The sequence below is a fragment of the Paenibacillus polymyxa genome (assembly GCF_001719045.1).
GTDB lineage: Bacteria > Bacillota > Bacilli > Paenibacillales > Paenibacillaceae > Paenibacillus > Paenibacillus polymyxa_B.
Genome location: NZ_CP015423.1, coordinates 546,772 through 567,355, shown reverse-complemented (window position 1 = coordinate 567,355; position 20,584 = coordinate 546,772). Strand labels below are relative to the sequence as shown.

Here is a 20,584-nt window from a genome sequence, read left to right as displayed (position 1 = left end):
CATTATATAGCAGGACAAGATAGGGGTTAAAATTAACAGGGTTAGCGGAGGATTGTAATAATATGAATCGAAAGAAAATAGTGGCGTTGGCTGCAGGTCTACTCTTAGCAGTGCAGACTGCCATCGTTCCTGGAGTTCAAGCAGCTCCAACTGGTGATATTGAAATTATATTGGACGGACAGTCCCTGCAAAGTGACGCGTCACCGTATATTGTACAGGGAGCCAATGTTACGATGGTTCCTTTGCGAGTGATAAGTGAGGGATTGGGCGCTCAGGTCAACTGGTCGGAATCGTCCGGTACGGTAACGATTACAGCACAGAACAAAAATATATCTATGGAGAACGGTGCACAAAGCGCTACAGTGAATGGCAAGTCAGTTCGACTGGATGCATCTGCCCGTATGACAAGCGGGAGAGTCATGGTGCCACTGCGTTTTGTTGGGGAAGAGTTGGGATTAAAAGTAGATTGGCAAGCTTCAGAGCGAGTCATTACGTTAAGCAGTGGTAAGGAAGGTGTCTCTACTGGCGGGGACACTTCTGCGGGAAGCAGCGGCTCCATATCAGATACGTCTGCATCTAGCAATAAGAACAGTGTAAGTACAGATCAGGGAGCTATCGATGATGAGCAGGCGGTTGTCACTTCACCGTCAACGTCTACTAGTGAGAACGGTTCAAGTTCTTCACAGGCAACTGTTGTTCAGGTAAAGGCTTCAACTTCCATGCGTGGAGCATGGATTTCTACCATTAATGGAGATTGGCCTTCTTCCGCTGCCCGAAGCAGCTCCGAGAAGCAAAAGCAGGAGTTTACTAAAATGCTCGATGATTTGCAGGGGATGGGCATCAATGCGGTATTTGTTCAGGTTCGTGCCAGCGGTGATGCGCTCTATCCGTCGAGTCTCGTACCATGGAGCAAGTATTTGACCAACACCCAAGGTAAAAATCCAGGCTATGATCCCTTGAAATTTATGATTAGCGAATCGCATAAGCGAGGGATGGAATTTCATGCTTGGTTTAATCCATTCCGTGCGAATTCCACAGGAACAACCAGCGGTTTGGCTGCAAACCATGTGGCTAATCAACACCCGGACTGGATTGTTAAGAATGGTAGCCAATTGTACATCAATCCAGGAATTCCGGCTGCACGTCAGCATGTTATTGCGGCGATTATGGAGGTCGTGAACGGATATGATATTGACGGCGTCCATTTGGACGATTATTTTTATCCTTACAGCGGGACTTTTGATGATGATGCGACCTTCAAAGCATATAATGCCAACAAAATCTCTAACAAGGGCGACTGGCGGAGAGACAATGTGAACAGTTTTGTCCGCGATTTGGGCAAAAGTATTCATGGCAGCAAGTCTAAAGCTCAATTTGGAATTAGCCCTTTTGGAGTATGGCGTAACAAATCTCAGGATTTAACGGGTTCAGACACGAAGGCAGGCGTTACAGCGTATGATACGACGTTTGCGGATGTAAGAACCTGGATTAACAAAGAATGGATTGATTATGTAGCTCCACAAATTTACTGGAGTATCGGTTTCCCGGCGGCGGGATATGACAAGCTTGTCGCATGGTGGTCCAATGAGGTCAAAAACACAGATGTTAAGCTGTATATCGGTCATTCTCCGTATAAGATCGGCACCCCTGAAAAGGGCTGGCAAACGGCTCAAGAGCTAATTAAGCAGCTTGAACTGAACGAAGATTATAAACAGGTCAGAGGCGATATTTACTTTAGTGCACAGCATTTGCGTAAAAATCCATACGGACTCATTCAGCTTCTTCAAAATTATTATCAAATGTGATATAAATTGGATCATATAGGTTCTATTTGGGCCTCCGTTCTCATACATAAGCAGTAGAACTGCTTACTCCCAAGAGAACGGAGGTTTTTTGATCTATGCTGATCAATGCTGTGTTCCAGGGTGGAGGGGTTAAGGGAATTTCGCTGGCGGGTGCAGTTAAGGCTGCGGAGGAGCATGGAATTGTATTCAATCGTTTGGCAGGTACATCATCAGGTTCTATTGTAGCTGCTTTATTGGCGGCGGGATACTCTGCGGATGAAATGAAAGCCGTAATTGAGAAAACCCCCTTGGTCAAGTTGTTACGACGTTCTCCAGTGTTCAATATTAAGTGGGTTGGACCAGCAGCTCGTATCTTTCTTAAAAAAGGGCTCTACTCAGGGGAGGCACTGGAGCACTGGGTACGTGAGCTGTTACGAGCTAAGGGAGTGCGTACGTTCGCGGATTTACCTCCTGGCAAATTGCGCATTATTGCATCAGATATTACGAATGGACGCATTCTGGTGCTTCCTGAGGATATCAAACGTTTTGGTATCAATCCCTCTTCACTGGAGGTAGCTAAAGCCATTCGGATGAGCACAAGTATCCCTTATTTTTTTGATCCTGTTATGTTAAGGCTTGATTCTGCACTTGCCAAGGGAAAGACTTTTTCTCAGCAATTTGTATTTGTAGTTGATGGGGCTTTACTAAGCAATTTGCCTTTGTGGCTTTTTGATGAGCCTGTAAATGAACGTGAGGCCAAAACAATTCCAACGGTAGGGTTTCAAATGGTGGGCAAAACGGGTACGGAGACCAAAGTTTCTTATATACGGGGTCCATTGACCATGCTGCAGGCTATTTTTGATACCATGCTATCAGCACACGATGAGCGATTTATTGAGCAGGAGAATCGGTATCGGACGATTAAGATTCCAACATTGGGTATCCGCACTGCACAATTTAACATTTCTACAGAGCAAAGTGATTTGTTGTATGCTTCCGGTGTGCAGGCAGGGGATGCTTTTTTCCACAAATGGAGCATCACTTCTTACCAGCAGCAGTATAGCAAGTATCAATTGATGAAGGATACCATGTACGCTATGAAATAAACACTTACTTGCAGTTAAAGTTAATTTAAAAGGGTGTAAAAAAGGAGCCTCTTCCCGGTCATATTTGAATACGCGGGTGATGGCTCCTTTGTGCTACATTTTAAAGGATGATTATCATTAATGATATTTAGGTTGTTCTTCTTCATTTTTTCCCTTGGAACCCTCAATCACATGAAAAGGATACGCTTTGCGCTTGCCTGTAGTTTGCTGCTTACGTGCGTTGGCTGTTTTGGCCATGGTGCGCACAGAGGGTTTGATTTTGGGAGTACGGCTACGTTGTCCTGGCAGGTATTTGTATAGCAGAAATATAACTGCAAAAACAAGAACGGGAATTAGTAAACTTATGAGAAAGCCCCAGCTTCCTCTCCATAGCATATCCACAATTCCATATGCACCCAAAGCAAGGGTAAGCCAGAAAATAACGGCATGTCTGTTCATTATTCACTCATCCTTTCACAGGATCAAGGACCGGACTGTTGAAGGTCTCCTTTACAGGTACATTTTCCAACTCAGCATCCAATTCAAGCATACGCTTAAATGAGGCAATAGATACCTCCACTTGATCATCAGTCGGTTCTTTGGTGGTAAGGAGTTGCAACCACAGACCGGGGTAACCTAAATAACGAAGTACCGGAATTTCACGAAGGGCATTGGTTAGCTTGAGGAATTCAAAAGAAAGCCCCAGTACGATCGGAAGTAGTAAAAGCCGTTGCCCCATACGTTCCCACAGACTATCGTAGGTAAATAAGGAATAGACAAGCACCCCGATGATCACAGTCAGCATAATAAAGCTACTACCACAGCGGTAATGTAGACGACTGTATTTCTGTACATTGGCCGGAGTTAGTTCTTCCCCAGCTTCGAATGCAGTAATTACTTTATGCTCTGCACCATGATATTGAAACAATCGTTTAATTAACGGAGTTTGGGAAATACCCCACAAATAAGCCAGTAACAGAATCAGCTTAATAGCTCCTTCTGCGAGGTTATGCAAAATTTGGCTGTGAAACAAGCTACCGAACAGGAAATTCTCTACAATAACCGGAACGAGAGTCAATACAATTTTGCCAAACAGGAATGACAAAATACCGACCGCCGCCACACCGATCATCATACTCAGACTCCAGCGAGATTCTTCTTTTTTCTTTTGCTCAGCGCGTTCTTCCGGATCTACTTCATCATCAGCATACGCATCGGCTGAATAGTTTAAATGCTTGGTACCTTTGGCGCTGGAGTCGATGATGCTTACAATCCCCCGCAATAAAGGAATTCTGCGGAATTTGGATACCCAGGATTGCTCCTTGCGTGGTACTTCCAAATATGTGATTTCGCCAGTTTTGCGGCGAACTGCCGTGACATTGACACGCTTGCCGCCGAACATGACACCTTCAATGACTGCCTGACCACCATAGCTCACAGGCTTGGATGCTTGTGACAACCGTCTCACCTCTCTTAATACATGCTTTTTTGTATATTGTATCGAATTTGGAAGGGAATATCTAGTTAGATGAAACTGGTGTAACCACAGGCTTATAAAAAAAGCATTTATGGAGCGTCAGACTGCTCACATAAATGCTAATCATTATAAAACCGAATGAATATTTGGAAACAACCTATTGCGTAATCGCCCCGACAACCTGGTCAACCAGCCCTTTTGAAGAGAGAGGGCCGCCAAACGTCCATGTCGTACCGCTCAGTGAATAGGTACGTTTTTCTTTAACGAAATTTAGACCGTTCCAGACTGAATTATTTTTCATAGGTGCGCCGAAAACATTATCGTCCGGCTGCACAATATAGATAAAGTTGCTGTCCTGAACGGCAGACAGAGCTTCAATGCCTACAGTTGAAAAGCCATACTGTTCAACTTTGCTCGGTTTCCAATCATTAATCATACCGATCTTCGCCAGTGTTGCCACGACGACTGAATTATCCGAAAACATACGGAGGCTGGCCGCATTTTGCGAAGTGAAAGCCTGTGTCAGTATATAATGATAATCCGACTTGCCAGCAGCGGCGAGCTTTTCTTTGGCTTCAGCATAATGCTGGTCCAGTTCGGCAAGCACCTGCTTAGCTTTTTCTTCTTTTCCAAGAGCGACTGCGATGCTATTAAAAATTTCTATCATTTTATCATGATCGTAGCCGTTACCATCGTTCAGATTATATTCGATCGTCGGAGCGATGGCCTTGAGTTGATCATAGATAGCTTCATTCCCATCAACATTGGAAATGATCAGATCCGGCTTCAATGCAGCAATCGCCTCCAGGTTCGGCTCGTTACGCGTACCGACATCGACCACGCTGCTGTCCAGAGCCGCCTACGGTGTCACATACACCTTGTAGTTGGCATTGTCAGCATTACCAACCGGCTGAACGCCCAATGCAATCAAATCCTCTGTAAATGTCCATTCCAGTACTACGACACGCTGTGCGGGCTTGTTGAGCGTGATCTCACCACGATTATGCTTTACCGTCACAGGACCGGTCGCTGTGTCAGTCGGTTTGCTACCCGACGTGGGTGCCTGATCTTTATCCGATGCTTTGTCGGCTGCTCCGCAACCTGCCAAAGTGAGCGTAAAAACCATTAATAATAAAATGCCAATGAGTCCCTTTTTCATAGAAGCATTCTCCCGTATATATGTTTTTAGAAAATGATAATGATTATCATTTTCATCATTATATTATGATAGAGGATTGAAATTTTGTCAATGCAAAAAACGGGTCCGAACGCTTAACTGGTAAGCTGATATTATTCTGCATTCCGGTTCATTGTTAAAATATCCTCCTTTTGAGCATACTACCTAGCAAAATGGGAATGCAGAATCCCATGGAAGTACATGCATCTTCGATTGCAATAGTCTTTACCATGAAAAAAGTTTGCATCTTGAAAGGGGATTAAACAACATGAGTGAAACCTACTCTATACCCAAGATAGGCCATGAACAGGAGCAGTCTCGCGAATCTCAGGATCAACGTAATCATAACGACAGTGGTGGAGGCAGACAGCAGTCAGGCAAAATACATACGCCTCTCATTCCTTTTGCACTTGAGTTGGGTTTTTTTGCGGGTGTGCTCTGGGGATTGCTGCGCTGGCTGTTTTATAAGTTGCACTTTACGGTAGTAGCGCCTGGCTTTCTCGCAGAGCCTTTTTTCAAGCATTCGTTTATGAACACCATGGCGGGGCACCTGGTAGGGCTACTGTTTTTTATTGCATTATCCGTCGTAGCTTCACTGGTGTACACTCTGTTGCTGCGCAGATTTAAGGGTCCTTTACCCGGAATTGTATATGGCCTGATTTGGTGGGTTGTTTTATTTGTATTAACAGGTCCTAAGCTAGGGATGATGAATCCTCCTAATCGGTTAACATGGAATTCCTTATATACGGAAATTTGTGTGTTTATGCTGTGGGGACTATTTATCGGATATACGGTTGCTGTCGAGTATACGGATGAAAGAAAGCGCGAGCCTGAGAAAGCTGAGGGCTGAACGTAACAAAAACTTCTCAAGCGCCTATTCCCTGTGTTAAAATAGCATTTGGTTATTTGACAGAGGGGAGCGGAATGAAAGATGAAGAATGACCGGGTGTTAAAGCTGCGGCAGGCGCTGGGCGAGCATAATCTGCGGGCTATGCTAATTACTAGCCCTGTCAATCGTCGATATTTGACAGGCTTCACAGGTTCGGCGGGTTATGTGCTGATTACGGAATCCCATAGCTATTTGCTGACTGACTTTCGCTATATGACGCAAGCGACCGAACAAGCCGAAGGCTTCACGGTGGTGCAGCACGCTGCACAGGTCATGGAAACGGTGAAAGAATTGCTGTCTTCCCATCAGATCAGCGAAACAGGCTTCGAGCAAGATGCGGTAACTGTTGCGACGCATAAAGCTTATAGCGAAGATTTGTCACCTATTTCACTGGTTCCGGTGTCGGGCATTGTGGAGAAGTTAAGAGTGTACAAGGATGCAGAAGAGCTGGAAGTGATGCAGCGGGCAGCGGATTTGGCAGATGCTACATTTGCGCACATTTTACCTTACATCAAGCCAGGTGTCAGCGAGCGTGAGCTGGATCTGGAAATGGAATTCTTCATGCGCAAGCAGGGAGCTACATCCTCTTCATTTGACACAATTGTGGCTTCCGGGGTTCGTTCGGCATTGCCCCATGGCGTAGCCAGTGCTAAGTTAGTACAAGCAGGCGAGCTGATTACGTTTGATTTTGGTGCGTTGCTGGATGGCTACTGCTCTGATTTGACACGTACAGTGGCTACACAAGGGGATTTGGCGCCCCAGTTGCGCGAAATCTACGATATTGTACTTAAGGCGCAGCTTCACGCACTCGAACATATTAAGCCGGGCATGACAGGCCGTGAAGCGGATGCACTGACCCGGGATATTATTGCGAGCCATGGCTATGGAGACAATTTCGGGCACAGTACAGGTCATGGTCTGGGTCTTGAAGTACATGAATCTACACGTCTGTCGAAGGCGAGTGATGATATTCTGGAGCCGGGTATGGTGGTAACGGTCGAGCCAGGTATCTATGTCCCTGGATTGGGCGGTGTACGGATCGAGGATGATATCGTTATTACAGATAGCGGCATCAAAGTATTAACACATTCGAGCAAAGAATTTACAGTCGTTTAATAACGATAACAGTCCTGTAGGAGGGGTATTTTAGTGATTAACGTTAATGATTTTAAAACAGGTTTGACCGTCGAGGTAGACGGAGATATTTTTACGGTGCTGGATTTCCAACACGTAAAACCGGGTAAAGGTGCAGCATTCGTACGCTCCAAGTTGAAAAACTTGCGTAACGGTAACACCGTTGAACGTACATTCCGTGCGGGTGAAACGATCGGTCGGGCACAAATCGAAAATCGTGGTGTATCTTATCTGTACGCTAGTGCAGACGACCATACATTCATGGATAATGAAACATATGATCAATTCACATTGTCCAGCGATCAACTGAAATGGGAGCTTAACTTCCTGAAAGAAAACATGAATGTAAATATCGTCAGCTATAACGGCGAAATTCTGGGTATTAACCTGCCTACAAGCGTGGAACTGAAAGTAATCGAAACAGAGCCAGGCATTAAAGGTAATACGGCTACAGGTGCTACCAAAAATGCCAAACTGGAAACGGGTTTGAATGTTCAAGTTCCTTTGTTCATTAACCAAGATGACGTATTGTTGATTGATACACGTGACGGCAAATACATGTCTCGCGCATAAAATTTGCAACTTTTAGATTTCCTCTGTCCTTTTTAAGGGCAGGGGATATTTTTATAAGCACTAATATTAAAAAACATTGGCTCCACACAGCACTTTCGTATTATACTGAACTAAAGTTATGCCGCAGGATGTCACGTTCAGTCGTTTGGTGCCATCTCAAGGTTACATACTGTTGAGTCTGAGGGAGTGAATATCGTTGTCTTTGTATGTCATGAAATTCGGAGGCAGTTCCGTCGGTGACACGGAGCGCATGAAGCGCGTGGCAAAACGCGTTGTTGAGAAACAGAGTGAAGGGCATCAATGTGTAGTGGTTGTTTCCGCAATGGGAGACACGACAGACGAACTGATTGACCAGGCCAAATTGTTGAATGAGCAGTTGCCTGCACGTGAGTTGGATATGTTGATGACGACAGGTGAGCAAATTTCAATCGCCTTATTGTCGATGGCTATTCAGCAGTTGGGTCATGAAGCGGTATCGTTTACGGGATGGCAGGCTGGTTTCCGTACTGAATCTGACTTTGGTCGAGCACGGATTACGGACATTCAACCTCAGCGTGTGCTGGATGCACTGAGCAGCAACAAGATCGTTGTTGTAGCTGGTTTCCAAGGGATGTCTGCAGAGGGAGACATTACGACGCTGGGACGTGGTGGCTCTGATACGACGGCCGTTGCGCTGGCGGCGGCGATTCAAGCGGATGCTTGCGAAATTTACACGGATGTGGACGGTATATATTCAACAGATCCACGGATCGTAAAAGTGGCTCGTAAGCTAAAAGAAATTTCTTATGATGAAATGCTGGAATTAGCCAATCTGGGTGCAGCTGTATTGCATCCTCGTGCGGTAGAATATGCCAAACATAACCGGGTACCGTTGATTGTGCGGTCCAGTTTTAACCATAATGAAGGAACGGTCGTAAAGGAGGATGCAGTAATGGAACAGGGCGTTGTAGTCAGTGGGATTGCATATGATAAAAATGTAGCAAGAATCAGTATTTTGGGCGTCGCCGATATCCCCGGTGTACTGGCGAAAGTATTCGGAACACTGGCGGCAGCTAAAATTGATGTTGACATTATTGTACAGAGCGGGGTCGAAGCTGGTAAAGCGGATTTCTCCTTTACAGTAGCTCTGACGGATCGTGAAGCAGCACTGAAGACGCTGGAAGGTATTCGCGGAGAGCTTCCATACCGTGAAGTAACGTCTGAGGAAAATCTGGTGAAGGTATCCATTGTAGGTGCAGGAATGGTTAGCCATCCAGGTGTTGCTGCGCAAATGTTTGCCGTACTGGCAGAGCAAGGCGTTAGCATTAAAATGGTAAGCACATCTGAAATCAAAGTATCGTGTGTAATTGAAGCGGGTAAGCTTCATGAGGTTATTCAGGCGTTGCATACAGCTTATAACCTGGACACCGAGGAGCAAGCGTTTGTGGGTGGACCGCAAGACCGTCGTTAATAACTGCAACGTGATCTAGACATGAATATGTCTAATGTGAACGATGCTATGACAGGTAAAGGTTGACACATTATAAGTCCTCTATTTATAGTTTGATAAATCATAGAATACAGCAGTAGGTTAAGAGGTTGTTCCATCAGTGAGAGTTAGACTGAGGGGCAGCCTCTTTTTTGCTGAATCTATCTTTTCTACCCAAGGGTATCCCTTAGCCGACAAGGCTTTGAGAGGCCCTTTTTTATTTGTGCGAATTAGAGAATGGTGCTTTAACAAGCGGGGGAAAGGTCTGTTGAGCGTTGATAGGAGTTAGCAAAAGTTTGCCTAGGCTTTCAATATATTTTCGGCATAAAAAGCGAGAGTCAACCATAGACTTGTCTTAAAGAAAAAGGACAACTGTGAGGGGGCGGCATCGGTATGGAATGGCTGGAGTTATTTCCTGAACCGTTGCACGGTATACTCGGAAGGCTTCCGGAAACGGTATTTAAGCAACTGGAAGAAATCCGGGTTAGGGAAGGAAGGCCGTTGGAAATTAATGCAAATGGTGATCATCATTTTGTAACGTCTGCGGGTCGGCTGACTTTGAACCATGTAGAAGCCTATAAGCCTGACCGTGAGGATGCCCACCGACTGCTGGATTTTATCAGCAATCATTCCCTGTATACCATGGAAGAGGAGCTTCGTAAAGGGTTTATTACGATCCCTGGCGGTCATCGTATTGGCTTGGCAGGGAGAACCGTGCTCAACCGAGGACGAGTGGAACATTTGAGGGATATAAGCAGCTTTAATGTAAGAATTGCTCGTGCAATTCCCGGCATAGCTGATCGGATATTGCCTTATGTAGCAGATCGAATGTCCGGGAAAATCCGGCACACCCTCATTTTGTCCCCTCCTCAGCATGGCAAAACGACACTGCTTAGGGACTTGGCTCGGCAACTCAGTTACGGAGGGATGGAAAGCAATGGGGGGCGACGGAATGGACTCAAGGTAGGCATTATAGACGAACGCTCTGAGATCGCTGGTAGTCACAAAGGCATCCCCGGTTTTGATGTCGGGCCTCGCACCGATGTATTGGACGGATGTCCGAAAGCAGAAGGCATGATGATGATGATCCGCTCGATGTCACCGGATGTCCTCATTGTTGATGAAATCGGACGACCGGAAGATGCGGAGGCGGTGCGCGAAGCGCTTCATGCAGGCATTGCAGTCATTGCTTCCGCACATGGTCGCGATGTGGCTGAAATGGCGACCCGGCCTGCTTTTGCTGGATTAACTACAGGGCAAGAGCTGTTTCAACTCTACGTCATGCTGGAGCGGACGAGCCGGGGCGTCTCATTCCGGCTGGCAGATGCCAAGCAACGCAGGATTACACTGCCTGGAGAAGGGCAGAATGGGGGCATCTCCTATGCTTAAGTTGCTGGGTGCCGCCCTGGTTATACTGGCCGCTACGCTGGCAGGCTGGCAGCGGGCAAGGCAGTTTGCGATGAGGCCGCGGCAAATCAGGGAGTTGATTCTTGCGCTGCAAAGACTGACCACCGAGGTTTCCTACGGGGTGTCTCCGCTACCAGATGCTTTCGCCAAGACAGGAGAGCCCTTGCGAGAGCCGCTGCGCACTCTGTTTCAGCAAGCCTCACGGTGGATGCACCCCTCTTTTGGCCTGACTGCCAGAGAAAGCTTGCATAAAGCCATTGAAGACTCGTGGAGCCGTTCCTCTATGAAGCAAGCCGAGAAGGAAGCGATGCGGCAGCTTGCTTACAGTCTTGGAACCAGCGACCGTGAAGACCAGATCAAGCACATTGCGCTGACCATCCAGCAGTTATCCCATGAGGAAGCGCAGGCGCAGGCAGATCAGGTGAGGTACGAGCGTATGAGCAGGAGCCTGGGACTGCTGATCGGAGCATTGATCGTCATTTTGATCTATTAGCGGGGTGCTCGAATGAATTTAGAAGTGAACGCGATTTTCCAGATTGCCGGAATTGGCATTATTATCGCTATGATTCATACCGTATTAAAGCAAATGGGCAAAGAAGACATGGCCCACTGGGTAACGGTCATCGGTTTCGTCGTGGTCCTGTTCATGGTGGTGCGAATGCTGGATAACCTTCTGCAAGAGATCAAATCTATCTTTCTTTTTCAGTAGGTGGACACATGGAAATCATTCAGGTGGTGGGCTTCGCCCTCATTGCCACAGTCCTCATTTTAGTCATTAAGGAACAGAAGCCGATGTTTGCCTTTTTGATTGCAACAGCTGCGGGAATCGTCATTTTTTTGCTGCTGATTGGCAAGATCGGATCTGTGGTTGCTGTACTGGAGCGACTGGCTCGGTCTTCAGGCATGGATATGATCTATTTTAAAACCGTATTGAAAATAATCGGTATCGCTTATATTGCTGAATTTGGAGCGCAAATCGTTCGGGATGCAGGACAAGACGGGATTGCTTCCAAAATTGAGCTTACCGGAAAGGTACTCATTATGGTGCTTGCAATCCCGATTATCAGCATTATTATTGATACCATTCTGAAGCTGATGCCCGCCTGAGGGGGTGATGCCATGAAAAGGCTAGGGGGCATGCCGAATCTCAAAGTAATTGCGATGTTGTTGCTATGTCTTTGGTGTGCCTCAGCTGCGGTCCTCTTTGCAGATACACCGACTAACGAATGGATCAGACAGCAGGCGGAGCAAATGCCCAAAGATGAAGTAGAACATTATTGGGACGGGCTCATGCAGGAATACGGCGGATTTTTCCCGGATCAGAAAACGCCTTCCTTCATGGACATGCTGCTTCCAGGCGGTGAAGGATTCAGCATAAAGGGTGTATTGAACGCTATAGCTGATTTTTTCATCCATGAAATTCGAGTAAATGCCAAGTTGCTCGTCACCATCGTCATGCTCAGCATTATGAGTATGGTGCTGGAAACGCTGCAAAGCGCTTTTGAAAGCAAACAGGTCAGCAAAGTGGCCTACGCTATCGTATACATGGTCATTATCATTCTGGCGATTAATAGCTTTAGTGTAGCGATTGGTTATGCCAAAGAAGCGATTGATAGCATGATTCACTTCATGATGGCAATGTTGCCCTTGTTGTTTACCATGTTAGCCTCGATGGGGAACGTCGTAACAGTTTCGGTGACCCACCCGCTGATTGTATTTATGATCAACACAGTCGGAACAGTCATTCATACGCTGGTTTTCCCGCTACTGTTCTTCTCGGCTGTGCTGTACTTGGTCAACTCGCTGACGGGCAAATACAAACTGACCCAGCTAGCCGATCTGATGCGGAACGCTGGAGTAGCAGTGCTGGGAGTGCTGCTGACCATATTTCTGGGAGTCATTTCGGTACAAGGCTTGACTTCGTCAGTTACTGACGGATTAACGATCCGCACAGCCAAATATATTACGGGTAGCTTTGTTCCGGTGGTCGGCAAGGCGTTGGCAGATGCGACAGATACAGTCATTTCGGCTTCGCTGCTCGTTAAAAATGCCATTGGTCTGGTAGGAGTCATTATTATATTGTTCCTGTGCGCCTTTCCCGCCCTCAAGATTCTGACACTGGCTCTCATTTATAAAGTGACAGCAGCGATCATGCAGCCTTTGGGTGATACGCCTATCGTGGAATGTCTGGATGCAATCGGCAAGAGCATGATTTATGTTTTCGCGGCGCTGGCGGCAGTGGGATTAATGTCTTTCCTTGCGATTACAGTCATGCTCGCAGCAGGCAATATGACGGTCATGATGAGGTGAACCAATGCATGTAAACCAACAAGGGGGGAGGGGAGTGAAGTGACCTGGCTGGGAGGCTGGCTTAAGGAACTGGTGCTAATTGTGTTGCTGGCTTCTTTTGTCGATATGATCTTACCGAGCCGATCTATGGAAAGGTATGTCAAACTCGTTCTCAGCCTGCTTATTTTGCTGACGTTGCTGTCTCCGGTCGTGCGCTTACTGAGTAGCAGCCCCTCCGAGGTTCTAGGGCGAGCATTGGATCTTCAACGTCAGGCTGAGACAGGCAAGAGGGAACTGACATTGGAGGAGATTTTAGCAAAAGGCAGCCAGTTGAAGCAACAGCAAGAACAAAGCTCCATGCAATGGGCCGGCAAAGAGGTAGCTAAGGAAATGAAAGGACAGTTGGAACAATATACTGGGTTAGCAATTCAGTCGGTCCAGGTTACCCTTGCAAAGATTCAACAGAAGGAATCGGAGCTGGAGGCAGGAACGGGTGTCCAGTCGGTAGTGGTCAAATTGGCAGAGGAGCAGCCAGAAAAAGAAAAGAATAACACAGACGTCTCGCCTGGTGCAGATGCCAAGCCGATAATGGTGGAGCCTGTAGCCGAAAAGACAGTGAATATTCGTGTGGAACCGACACATACAAAAAATTCAGAACTTAATGAAGGAACGCGAGAAGAAGATCGTAATCCTGATAAAACTGCTGAGGACGGAAAGCCAACGGATACGAAAGCTTTTGGCTTAATTACAGGACTTCTACGTGAAAAATGGGGGATAGACAGCAAAAATGTTCAGGTGGTTTCTTCGCAGGATGGGACACATGAATGGTAACAGGAGGTGAGCAGAAATGAGCAAATGGCTGAAAAAGCTGGAGCAATGGCTGGGTGGAGGGGCGGATGGGGCGAAAAGATTCAACTCATTTCGTTGGCTGCTTATACTCGGCCTTATCGGTGTAGCGATCATGCTTTTTAATTCATTCGTTAATGTGAAAAAGGTTGATCCAGAAAACGTAGGCCGTGAGCCGCCTGGGGTGATGAAAAATGAGCCTACGTTAGAGACAACAACAGGTGAAGAAAGTTCCTTTGCCGGGATCGAGAAGGTTTTTGAGGACAATATGAAACAGATGCTGGAGCAGATTGTTGGCGTAGGAACCGTCGATGTCATGGTTACGGTAGATTCCACCGAAGAAGTTATCGTTCAACGCAATGTAAAGGACATGCAGGAAGAGAACAACGAGACGGACGCCAATGGCGGACAACGACACACTACTCAATATACACGTGATGGCGAGATTGTCACCTATGAGTCATCAGGTGGCCAGCACACCCCGATTGTGACAAAAAAAGTAAAACCGCAGGTGAGGGGAGTGCTTGTTGTGGCTATGGGGGCAGAAAACCCTACAGTGAAGCAGCTAATTGTCGATGCTGTACAGAAGGGACTAAATGTACCTTCCTACAAAATTTCAGTCGTACCGCGCAAGCAGGGATAATTTGGGATTTAGGAACAAAGAAGTTTATATTTTAAACCATTAATGAATATGGAGGACGGAACATGAATAATAAAAGACAAACCGTTTGGCTGGTGTCCATGCTGAGTTTAATGGTCGTGCTGTCTGCGTATTATTTGTTTACGGAGGACTCAAGCCCTGCAAATCCACCAGTAGCCGATAGTGAGCAAGTGAGCAAGGTTAAGCAGGATGCCGCACAGGAAGCAACGACGAAGGCAGAGGAACAATTGAACGAACTGAAGGTAAATGAAGTAGTGACGAATGGAGAAGTAACTGATGGAGCATCAGCAACTTCCACAAAATCGGATACGGCTTCCACAACTGACCCAGCAACAGAAAACTCAAAAGGCGATAAAGATACGGCAGTTACCCCTACTACTGAACCAGCGACATCCGATCAAAACACAACTGCGACTAAAACGGATGCGACAGCACAAAGTGACGACAAAGCAGCCTCTACAGCCAAAACCGACCAGCAGGTACTGGATCAAGTGGCAACCGATCAAGCTGCCCAACCTACAGCAGCAGCTGTGATTGACAACTATTTGCTGGAACGGGACGTGGAAAATCAGAAGAAAAATGATGAACTGACAACCGCAATGAACGACAGCACACCAAAGAAAGCCGCAGAGGCTCAAAAGGAATTACATGTACTTGAAGATAAGCAGGCTAAAATTACTGGAATTGAAGAAGAGCTTCAGCAGCAGTTCGCCAATGCGGTCGTCCGTGAGGAAGATGCTGATAAATACAAAGTAGTGGTTCTGAGTGAAAAATTGGATGCTAAGCAAGCGGTAACAATTGTTGATAAAGTCATGAAGGAACTGAACGTAACGCAGGATAAGATCAGTGTCCAGTATGTTACACAATAAGACAAAAAACGCGAAAAAGCCCGGATTTCTGCATTATTCCGGGCTCTTTCTATTTTTAATGATTGTGATATAATACATAAAGCTGTTTCAACAATGTAATCAGCAACCGGCAAAATGCTGAAGGAGTGATTAATAGAGATGTTTAAATTAAGCGAGATTAAGGAATTGATCAAGCTGGTGGATGAAACGTCTGTGCATGAGCTTGAAATTGAAAATGAAGGAACTCGCCTGTTGATCCGAAAACCTGGCAAAAGCGAGATCGTTACGGTACAGGCTCCTGTGGCAACACCTACTTATGCGGTGGCACCACAAGCTGTTATTCCAAATCCACAAGTACAGTCCGATGTTGGACCTGCAACTGCTGGGGAACCGAGGGAATATGCAAGCAATCTACATAAAATCGTATCTCCGATGGTAGGCACTTTCTATAGTTCTTCATCCCCGGATACGGCTCCGTATGTAAGTATTGGCAGCAAAGTGGGCGAAAAAACAACGGTATGTATCATTGAAGCGATGAAGCTGATGAATGAGCTGGAAGCTGAAGTGAAGGGCGAAATTGTGGAAATTTTGGCCGAAAACGGACAGTTGGTCGAGTATGGCCAGCCATTGTTCCTTGTGAAACCGGAGTAAAAAGCTTGTTTGAACCCTCTTTTGAGGGTTCGGCAAGACTGCTCCCAGGGAGGTAAAGTCATGACATTTCAAAAAGTATTGATTGCAAATCGTGGAGAAATTGCGGTTCGTATCATTCGCGCTTGCCGCGAGATGAATATTTCGACAGTTGCCGTATATTCGGAAGCTGATAAGGATTCGTTACATGTGCGTCTCGCAGATGAGGCTTACTGTATCGGACCGACGCTATCTAAGGACAGCTACCTTAATTTTACGAACCTGATGAGCGTTGCTACATTGACTGAATGTGATGCCATTCATCCAGGTTACGGATTTTTGGCGGAAAACGCAGACTTCGCTGAAATTTGCGAATCGTGTAATATTACGTTTATTGGTCCTTCTCCTGAAGCCATTAACAAAATGGGAGATAAGGCCGTAGCCAAGCAGACCATGAAGGATGCCGGAGTTCCGGTTATTCCGGGTTCAGACGGGCTGGTTGAGGATTTGCAGGATGCGATCAGCATCGCACGTGATATCGGATATCCGGTAATTATCAAGGCCACAGCAGGTGGCGGAGGTAAAGGTATTCGTATCGCCGAAGATGAGGATAACCTTATTCAGCAAATCACTACCGCTCAGCAGGAGGCGCAAAAAGCATTTGGCAACGCGGGTGTGTACCTAGAAAAATATTTGACCGGTATGAAACATGTGGAAATACAGATCATAGCGGACAAGCATGGTAATGTTGCCCATTTGGGCGAACGGGACTGCTCTGTGCAGCGTCGTCGTCAGAAGTTGTTGGAGGAAGCACCATGTCCTGTAATATCGCAGGATGTTCGTGAAGAAATGGGTCAGGCAGCTGTTCGTGCAGCTTTGGCCGTTCAATACTCTGGTGCAGGTACTCTCGAATTTTTGCTCGGCCCGGACAATAATTTCTATTTCATGGAAATGAATACACGTATTCAGGTAGAACATCCCGTAACAGAAATGATTACCGGTGTAGACCTGATTAAGGAAATGATTTCTGTCGCTGAAGGACATCCGCTTTCCTTTACGCAGGAAGAAGTCACCATCAATGGTTGGGCGATAGAATGCCGTATTAACGCTGAGGACCCGGATCGCAATTTTATGCCTGCACCGGGTAAAATCGGATTTTATCTGCCTCCAGGCGGTCCTGGAGTACGGGTAGACAGCGCAGCATATCCAGGTTATAGCATTCCTCCTTATTATGACTCTATGATCGCCAAGCTGATTGTGTGGGCACCTACACGGCAAGATGCAATTGCCAAAATGAAGCGGGCTTTGTCTGAGTTTGCTATTGAGGGCATACCCACAACGATTTCTTTTCATCAGCGCTTGCTAGAGCATCCGACCTTTATTAGAGGCGATTTTGATATTAAATTTTTGGAGGAAAACGAAGTTTAATCGGTATATTTCCTCAGTTTGTCATAATGAACGCCAAATGATATAGTATGGATAATAAGTGAGCATGTCTGCTTTGAAATCCAAAGCTGGAATGAAACTTATTTTGACCGAAAGGTGTTGAAGGTATGAGCACAGTGCCAACCGAATTCGAACGTACAGAAATTGGGGAGATTCAAATCGCCCCAGAAGTTATTGAAGTCATTGCCGGACTGGCTACCGTTGAGGTACCAGGCGTAGCGGGAATGAGTGGCGGATTTGCTGGTGGGTTTGCCGAACTGCTAGGCCGCAAAAATTTATCTAAAGGTGTAAAAGTGGAAGTCGGACAGCGTGAAGCTGCTGTAGACGTCTCCGTCATTATTGAGTACGGTAACCGTCTGCCTGAGGTGGCTGCTGCTATTCAGCATAATGTTAAGCGTTCGATTGAGAACATGACAGGTCTTAACGTTGTTGAAGTGAACGTGCAAATTCATGATGTTCAATTTAAAAATGCTGAAAAAGTAGAAGAGCCGGAAGTGCTGGGCGCCGGACGGGTTAAATAGAGCGATACTTTGTACAAACCCCCGACCCTTATGGGTCGAGGGTTTACTCTAATTTAAGGAGGCTGTGCGTTTCGTGGCTAAAGTTATGGACAGACTTCTGCTGTTCTTGTACAGCTTAAGTATCGGAATTATTTCCATTCTCGCCATCCTCCTCCTGAGCGGGGCCATTCCGTATGTTTTAAGTATTGAGGATGAGCGAGTGGTGTGGTTTACCAGCCTGATTATTGCAGGGGTTCTGTTGTTATTGAGTCTTCGTTTTTTTTATATCTCTATTCGACGGAACCAAACCGTACAGCATTCTATTGATCAACGAACGGAATATGGTGACATTCAGATTTCAGTGGACACCATTGAAAATCTGTGCCTCAAAGCAGCTTCCCGATTTCGCGGGATGCAGGATTTGAAAGCACGCGTTCGCGTGTTGGAATCGGGACTTGATATTACGATTCGGGCGGTTGTAGACGGGGAAAGCTCCATTCCGGTGTTAACCTCCGAGGTACAAAAGGGGGTACACGATCATGTGGAAGAAATTACAGGAATTCCTGTGTCCAATGTGTCGGTGTACATCGCTAATGTTTCTCAGTCACCCAGCTTTAAGAGTCGTGTGGAATAGAGGTGATTTTCCCTGATGCCCTGGAAAGAAATATGGGGAAGTTACAAGGGCCGGATCATGGGGATCACGGCTGGTATTTTTTTCGGTTTTATTTATTTGTGGGCAGGCTTTTGGAATATGTTGTTCTTTGCATTGATGGTGTTCATCGGATATACGCTAGGAAGACGTAGCGATTCAGCGCTTGGTTCATTTCTCCCTTGGAAGGAATGGGGCGATTGGTTGTCGCAGCGTTGGCGTCCTTTTAAATGAACCCTGTGATACGTGTTCTCCAAAATAGAGCTGTAGCTTCTTTGCGCCCAACGTTTTGGAGGATGCGTTCACAGGTTTTTTTGTGGAAATTGGTTAGAATGAAAAATAGATATAGGCAAGCGTAGGAGGCAGGGCATGAAAAGACGTCTGGCGAGGGAATTAGCGGTACAGAGTATGTACCATATGGAAATGAATGAAGTGGATGCGGCAGCAGCCGTGGACATGTTGCTTCAGGAAGCCGCTGAGGAAAACGAAGCGGAAGTTGTCGTTAAAGACGCGGCAGTGTTAAGAGCGTATGTTTTAGAGCATGTGCGGGGTACGTGGGAGCACAAGGAAGCCATTGATGGGCTGTTGGTGGATTATCTTAAAGGCTGGCAGATCAGCAGACTTTCACGTGTAGATCGTCAAATTTTGAGACTTGCGGCATATGAGATGATTTTCCGTGAGGATGTTCCAGCCAAGGTAGCTGTTAATGAAGCGATTGAGTTGTCGAAGCACTTTGGTACCGAGGAGTCCGGTAAATTTGTTAATGGTGTACTGGGACGAGTGATTCAAGAACTGGAGCAATTGAAAGCACGTTTTTAAGTAGAGACTACTGAATCAGGTTGGAGAGTGGTTAAACATGTCAGCACCGATCATTGATGGTAAACAAATCTCTCAGGATATTCGCGCAAGCATTCAGCAAGAGGTCATTCGTCTGAAAGAGCACCGCTTTCAACCGGGACTGGCTGTTGTATTGGTAGGCGAAGATCCCGCTTCGCAGGTGTATGTTAAAAACAAGGAAAAGGCGTGCCATGATCTCGGCTATTACTCAGAGGTTCACCGGTTGTCAGCAGATACTTCTCAGGAAGCATTACTGAAACTAGTGGACAAGCTGAACCATCAAAGTACTATCCATGGGATTTTGGTTCAACTGCCGTTGCCAAAGCATATTCATGAAAAAGCTGTCATTGACGCGATTGCAGTGGAGAAGGATGTGGATGGATTCCATCCGGTGAACGTAGGGAATTTGGTCATCGGTGACGATAGTCTATTGCCTTGTACTCCTGCTGGAGTCATTGAGTTAATCAAGCGTGCTGGAGTGGAGATTGCTGGTAAACATGCGGTAGTTATTGGTCGCAGTAATATCGTAGGCAAGCCAGTGTCTTTATTGTTGCAACGTGAAAATGCTACGGTTACGATGTGCCACTCCCGTACAGCGAATATCGGGGATCTAAGTCGACAAGCGGATATCTTAGTCGTTGCGATCGGCAAGGCCAACTTTATTGATGCTTCGTTCGTGAAGCCCGGAGCGGTTGTGATAGATGTGGGGATGAACCGTCTGGAGAACGGAAAGCTGGCGGGGGACGTTGATTTTGAGAGCGTGAAGCAAGTGTCTGGTCCGATTACGCCTGTTCCCGGCGGAGTAGGCCCGATGACGATTACGATGCTGATGCAAAATACGCTTGTAGCGGCCAAGCGGTCGCACGGTTTGGCATAAGGGCAGCTGC

General features: G+C 46.4%; 23 protein-coding genes and 1 pseudogene. 21 read left to right on the top strand and 3 right to left on the bottom strand.

The window, feature by feature from the left end; genetic code table 11:
* Positions 1-62: 62 nt before the first annotated feature.
* A complete protein-coding gene (locus AOU00_RS02740) occupies positions 63-1,805 on the top strand; it encodes a family 10 glycosylhydrolase (RefSeq protein WP_069289854.1) in 1,743 nt (580 codons plus the stop codon).
* Between the two features lie 95 nt (positions 1,806-1,900).
* On the top strand, positions 1,901-2,890 hold the full coding sequence (locus AOU00_RS02735; protein ID WP_069289853.1) for a patatin-like phospholipase family protein: 990 nt from the start codon (positions 1,901-1,903) through the stop codon (positions 2,888-2,890).
* A gap of 117 nt (positions 2,891-3,007) precedes the next feature.
* On the opposite strand, the gene AOU00_RS02730 is transcribed toward AOU00_RS02735, so the two are convergent.
* The 3 genes and pseudogenes from AOU00_RS02730 to AOU00_RS02720 form a co-directional block, all read right to left on the bottom strand.
* Positions 3,008-3,328 carry a hypothetical protein gene (locus AOU00_RS02730; protein ID WP_039270926.1) on the bottom strand — a complete coding sequence of 107 codons (321 nt, stop codon included), beginning with the start codon at positions 3,326-3,328 and terminating at the stop codon, positions 3,008-3,010.
* Between the two features lie 7 nt (positions 3,329-3,335).
* A complete protein-coding gene (locus AOU00_RS02725; protein ID WP_039270928.1) occupies positions 3,336-4,328 on the bottom strand; it encodes a DUF1385 domain-containing protein in 993 nt (330 codons plus the stop codon).
* A gap of 175 nt (positions 4,329-4,503) precedes the next feature.
* Positions 4,504-5,505, bottom strand: a pseudogene (locus AOU00_RS02720) (ABC transporter substrate-binding protein).
* Positions 5,506-5,791: 286 nt separating this feature from the next.
* On the opposite strand from AOU00_RS02720, the gene AOU00_RS02715 reads away from it, so the two are divergent.
* The 19 genes from AOU00_RS02715 to folD all read left to right on the top strand — a co-directional run bounded on the left by AOU00_RS02715 (position 5,792) and on the right by folD (position 20,574).
* Positions 5,792-6,373, top strand: a complete 582-nt coding sequence (locus AOU00_RS02715) for a YqhR family membrane protein (protein ID WP_039270930.1) — start codon at positions 5,792-5,794, stop codon at positions 6,371-6,373.
* Between the two features lie 81 nt (positions 6,374-6,454).
* Positions 6,455-7,528: a M24 family metallopeptidase gene (locus tag AOU00_RS02710; RefSeq protein WP_061829060.1), complete on the top strand. Its 1,074-nt coding sequence runs from the start codon at positions 6,455-6,457 to the stop codon at positions 7,526-7,528.
* A gap of 33 nt (positions 7,529-7,561) precedes the next feature.
* The gene (gene efp / locus AOU00_RS02705) at positions 7,562-8,119 is read left to right on the top strand and encodes an elongation factor P (protein ID WP_029517249.1); all 558 of its coding nucleotides are present in this window, start codon (positions 7,562-7,564) and stop codon (positions 8,117-8,119) included.
* Between the two features lie 196 nt (positions 8,120-8,315).
* Entirely contained in the window at positions 8,316-9,569 is a 1,254-nt protein-coding gene (locus AOU00_RS02700; RefSeq protein ID WP_028540593.1) for an aspartate kinase, read from the top strand.
* Positions 9,570-9,980: 411 nt separating this feature from the next.
* Positions 9,981-10,976, top strand: coding sequence for a stage III sporulation protein AA (spoIIIAA, locus tag AOU00_RS02695; RefSeq protein ID WP_013310828.1), 996 nt, complete (start codon positions 9,981-9,983; stop codon positions 10,974-10,976).
* Positions 10,969-11,487 (top strand): stage III sporulation protein SpoIIIAB, encoded by a 519-nt coding sequence (gene spoIIIAB, locus AOU00_RS02690; RefSeq protein WP_029517252.1) that lies wholly within the window; start codon positions 10,969-10,971, stop codon positions 11,485-11,487. Before spoIIIAA ends, spoIIIAB begins: the two co-directional genes overlap by 8 nt.
* A gap of 12 nt (positions 11,488-11,499) precedes the next feature.
* The gene (gene spoIIIAC / locus AOU00_RS02685) at positions 11,500-11,703 is read left to right on the top strand and encodes a stage III sporulation protein AC (RefSeq protein ID WP_010345636.1); all 204 of its coding nucleotides are present in this window, start codon (positions 11,500-11,502) and stop codon (positions 11,701-11,703) included.
* An 8-nt stretch (positions 11,704-11,711) separates the two neighbouring features.
* A complete protein-coding gene (gene spoIIIAD, locus AOU00_RS02680) occupies positions 11,712-12,101 on the top strand; it encodes a stage III sporulation protein AD (protein ID WP_013310826.1) in 390 nt (129 codons plus the stop codon).
* Positions 12,102-12,113: 12 nt separating this feature from the next.
* Positions 12,114-13,304, top strand: coding sequence for a stage III sporulation protein AE (gene spoIIIAE, locus AOU00_RS02675; protein WP_069289852.1), 1,191 nt, complete (start codon positions 12,114-12,116; stop codon positions 13,302-13,304).
* 39 nt (positions 13,305-13,343) lie between these two features.
* Positions 13,344-14,114, top strand: a complete 771-nt coding sequence (locus tag AOU00_RS02670; protein ID WP_069289851.1) for a stage III sporulation protein AF — start codon at positions 13,344-13,346, stop codon at positions 14,112-14,114.
* Between the two features lie 16 nt (positions 14,115-14,130).
* Positions 14,131-14,772: a stage III sporulation protein AG gene (gene spoIIIAG / locus AOU00_RS02665; protein WP_029517255.1), complete on the top strand. Its 642-nt coding sequence runs from the start codon at positions 14,131-14,133 to the stop codon at positions 14,770-14,772.
* Positions 14,773-14,834: 62 nt separating this feature from the next.
* Positions 14,835-15,659, top strand: a complete 825-nt coding sequence (locus tag AOU00_RS02660; protein ID WP_039270942.1) for a SpoIIIAH-like family protein — start codon at positions 14,835-14,837, stop codon at positions 15,657-15,659.
* 138 nt (positions 15,660-15,797) lie between these two features.
* Positions 15,798-16,289 (top strand): acetyl-CoA carboxylase biotin carboxyl carrier protein, encoded by a 492-nt coding sequence (gene accB / locus AOU00_RS02655; protein ID WP_039270944.1) that lies wholly within the window; start codon positions 15,798-15,800, stop codon positions 16,287-16,289.
* A 60-nt stretch (positions 16,290-16,349) separates the two neighbouring features.
* Positions 16,350-17,693 carry an acetyl-CoA carboxylase biotin carboxylase subunit gene (gene accC, locus AOU00_RS02650; RefSeq protein WP_039270945.1) on the top strand — a complete coding sequence of 448 codons (1,344 nt, stop codon included), beginning with the start codon at positions 16,350-16,352 and terminating at the stop codon, positions 17,691-17,693.
* A gap of 125 nt (positions 17,694-17,818) precedes the next feature.
* Complete coding sequence (locus AOU00_RS02645; RefSeq protein WP_013310820.1) at positions 17,819-18,232, top strand: Asp23/Gls24 family envelope stress response protein; 414 nt, start codon at positions 17,819-17,821, stop codon at positions 18,230-18,232.
* Between the two features lie 73 nt (positions 18,233-18,305).
* A complete protein-coding gene (gene amaP / locus AOU00_RS02640) occupies positions 18,306-18,845 on the top strand; it encodes an alkaline shock response membrane anchor protein AmaP (RefSeq protein ID WP_013310819.1) in 540 nt (179 codons plus the stop codon).
* Between the two features lie 15 nt (positions 18,846-18,860).
* Entirely contained in the window at positions 18,861-19,094 is a 234-nt protein-coding gene (locus AOU00_RS02635) for a DUF2273 domain-containing protein (RefSeq protein WP_023989248.1), read from the top strand.
* 135 nt (positions 19,095-19,229) lie between these two features.
* Complete coding sequence (gene nusB, locus AOU00_RS02630; protein WP_039270947.1) at positions 19,230-19,679, top strand: transcription antitermination factor NusB; 450 nt, start codon at positions 19,230-19,232, stop codon at positions 19,677-19,679.
* 37 nt (positions 19,680-19,716) lie between these two features.
* Positions 19,717-20,574 carry a bifunctional methylenetetrahydrofolate dehydrogenase/methenyltetrahydrofolate cyclohydrolase FolD gene (gene folD / locus AOU00_RS02625; RefSeq protein WP_069289850.1) on the top strand — a complete coding sequence of 286 codons (858 nt, stop codon included), beginning with the start codon at positions 19,717-19,719 and terminating at the stop codon, positions 20,572-20,574.
* Positions 20,575-20,584 lie beyond the last annotated feature (10 nt).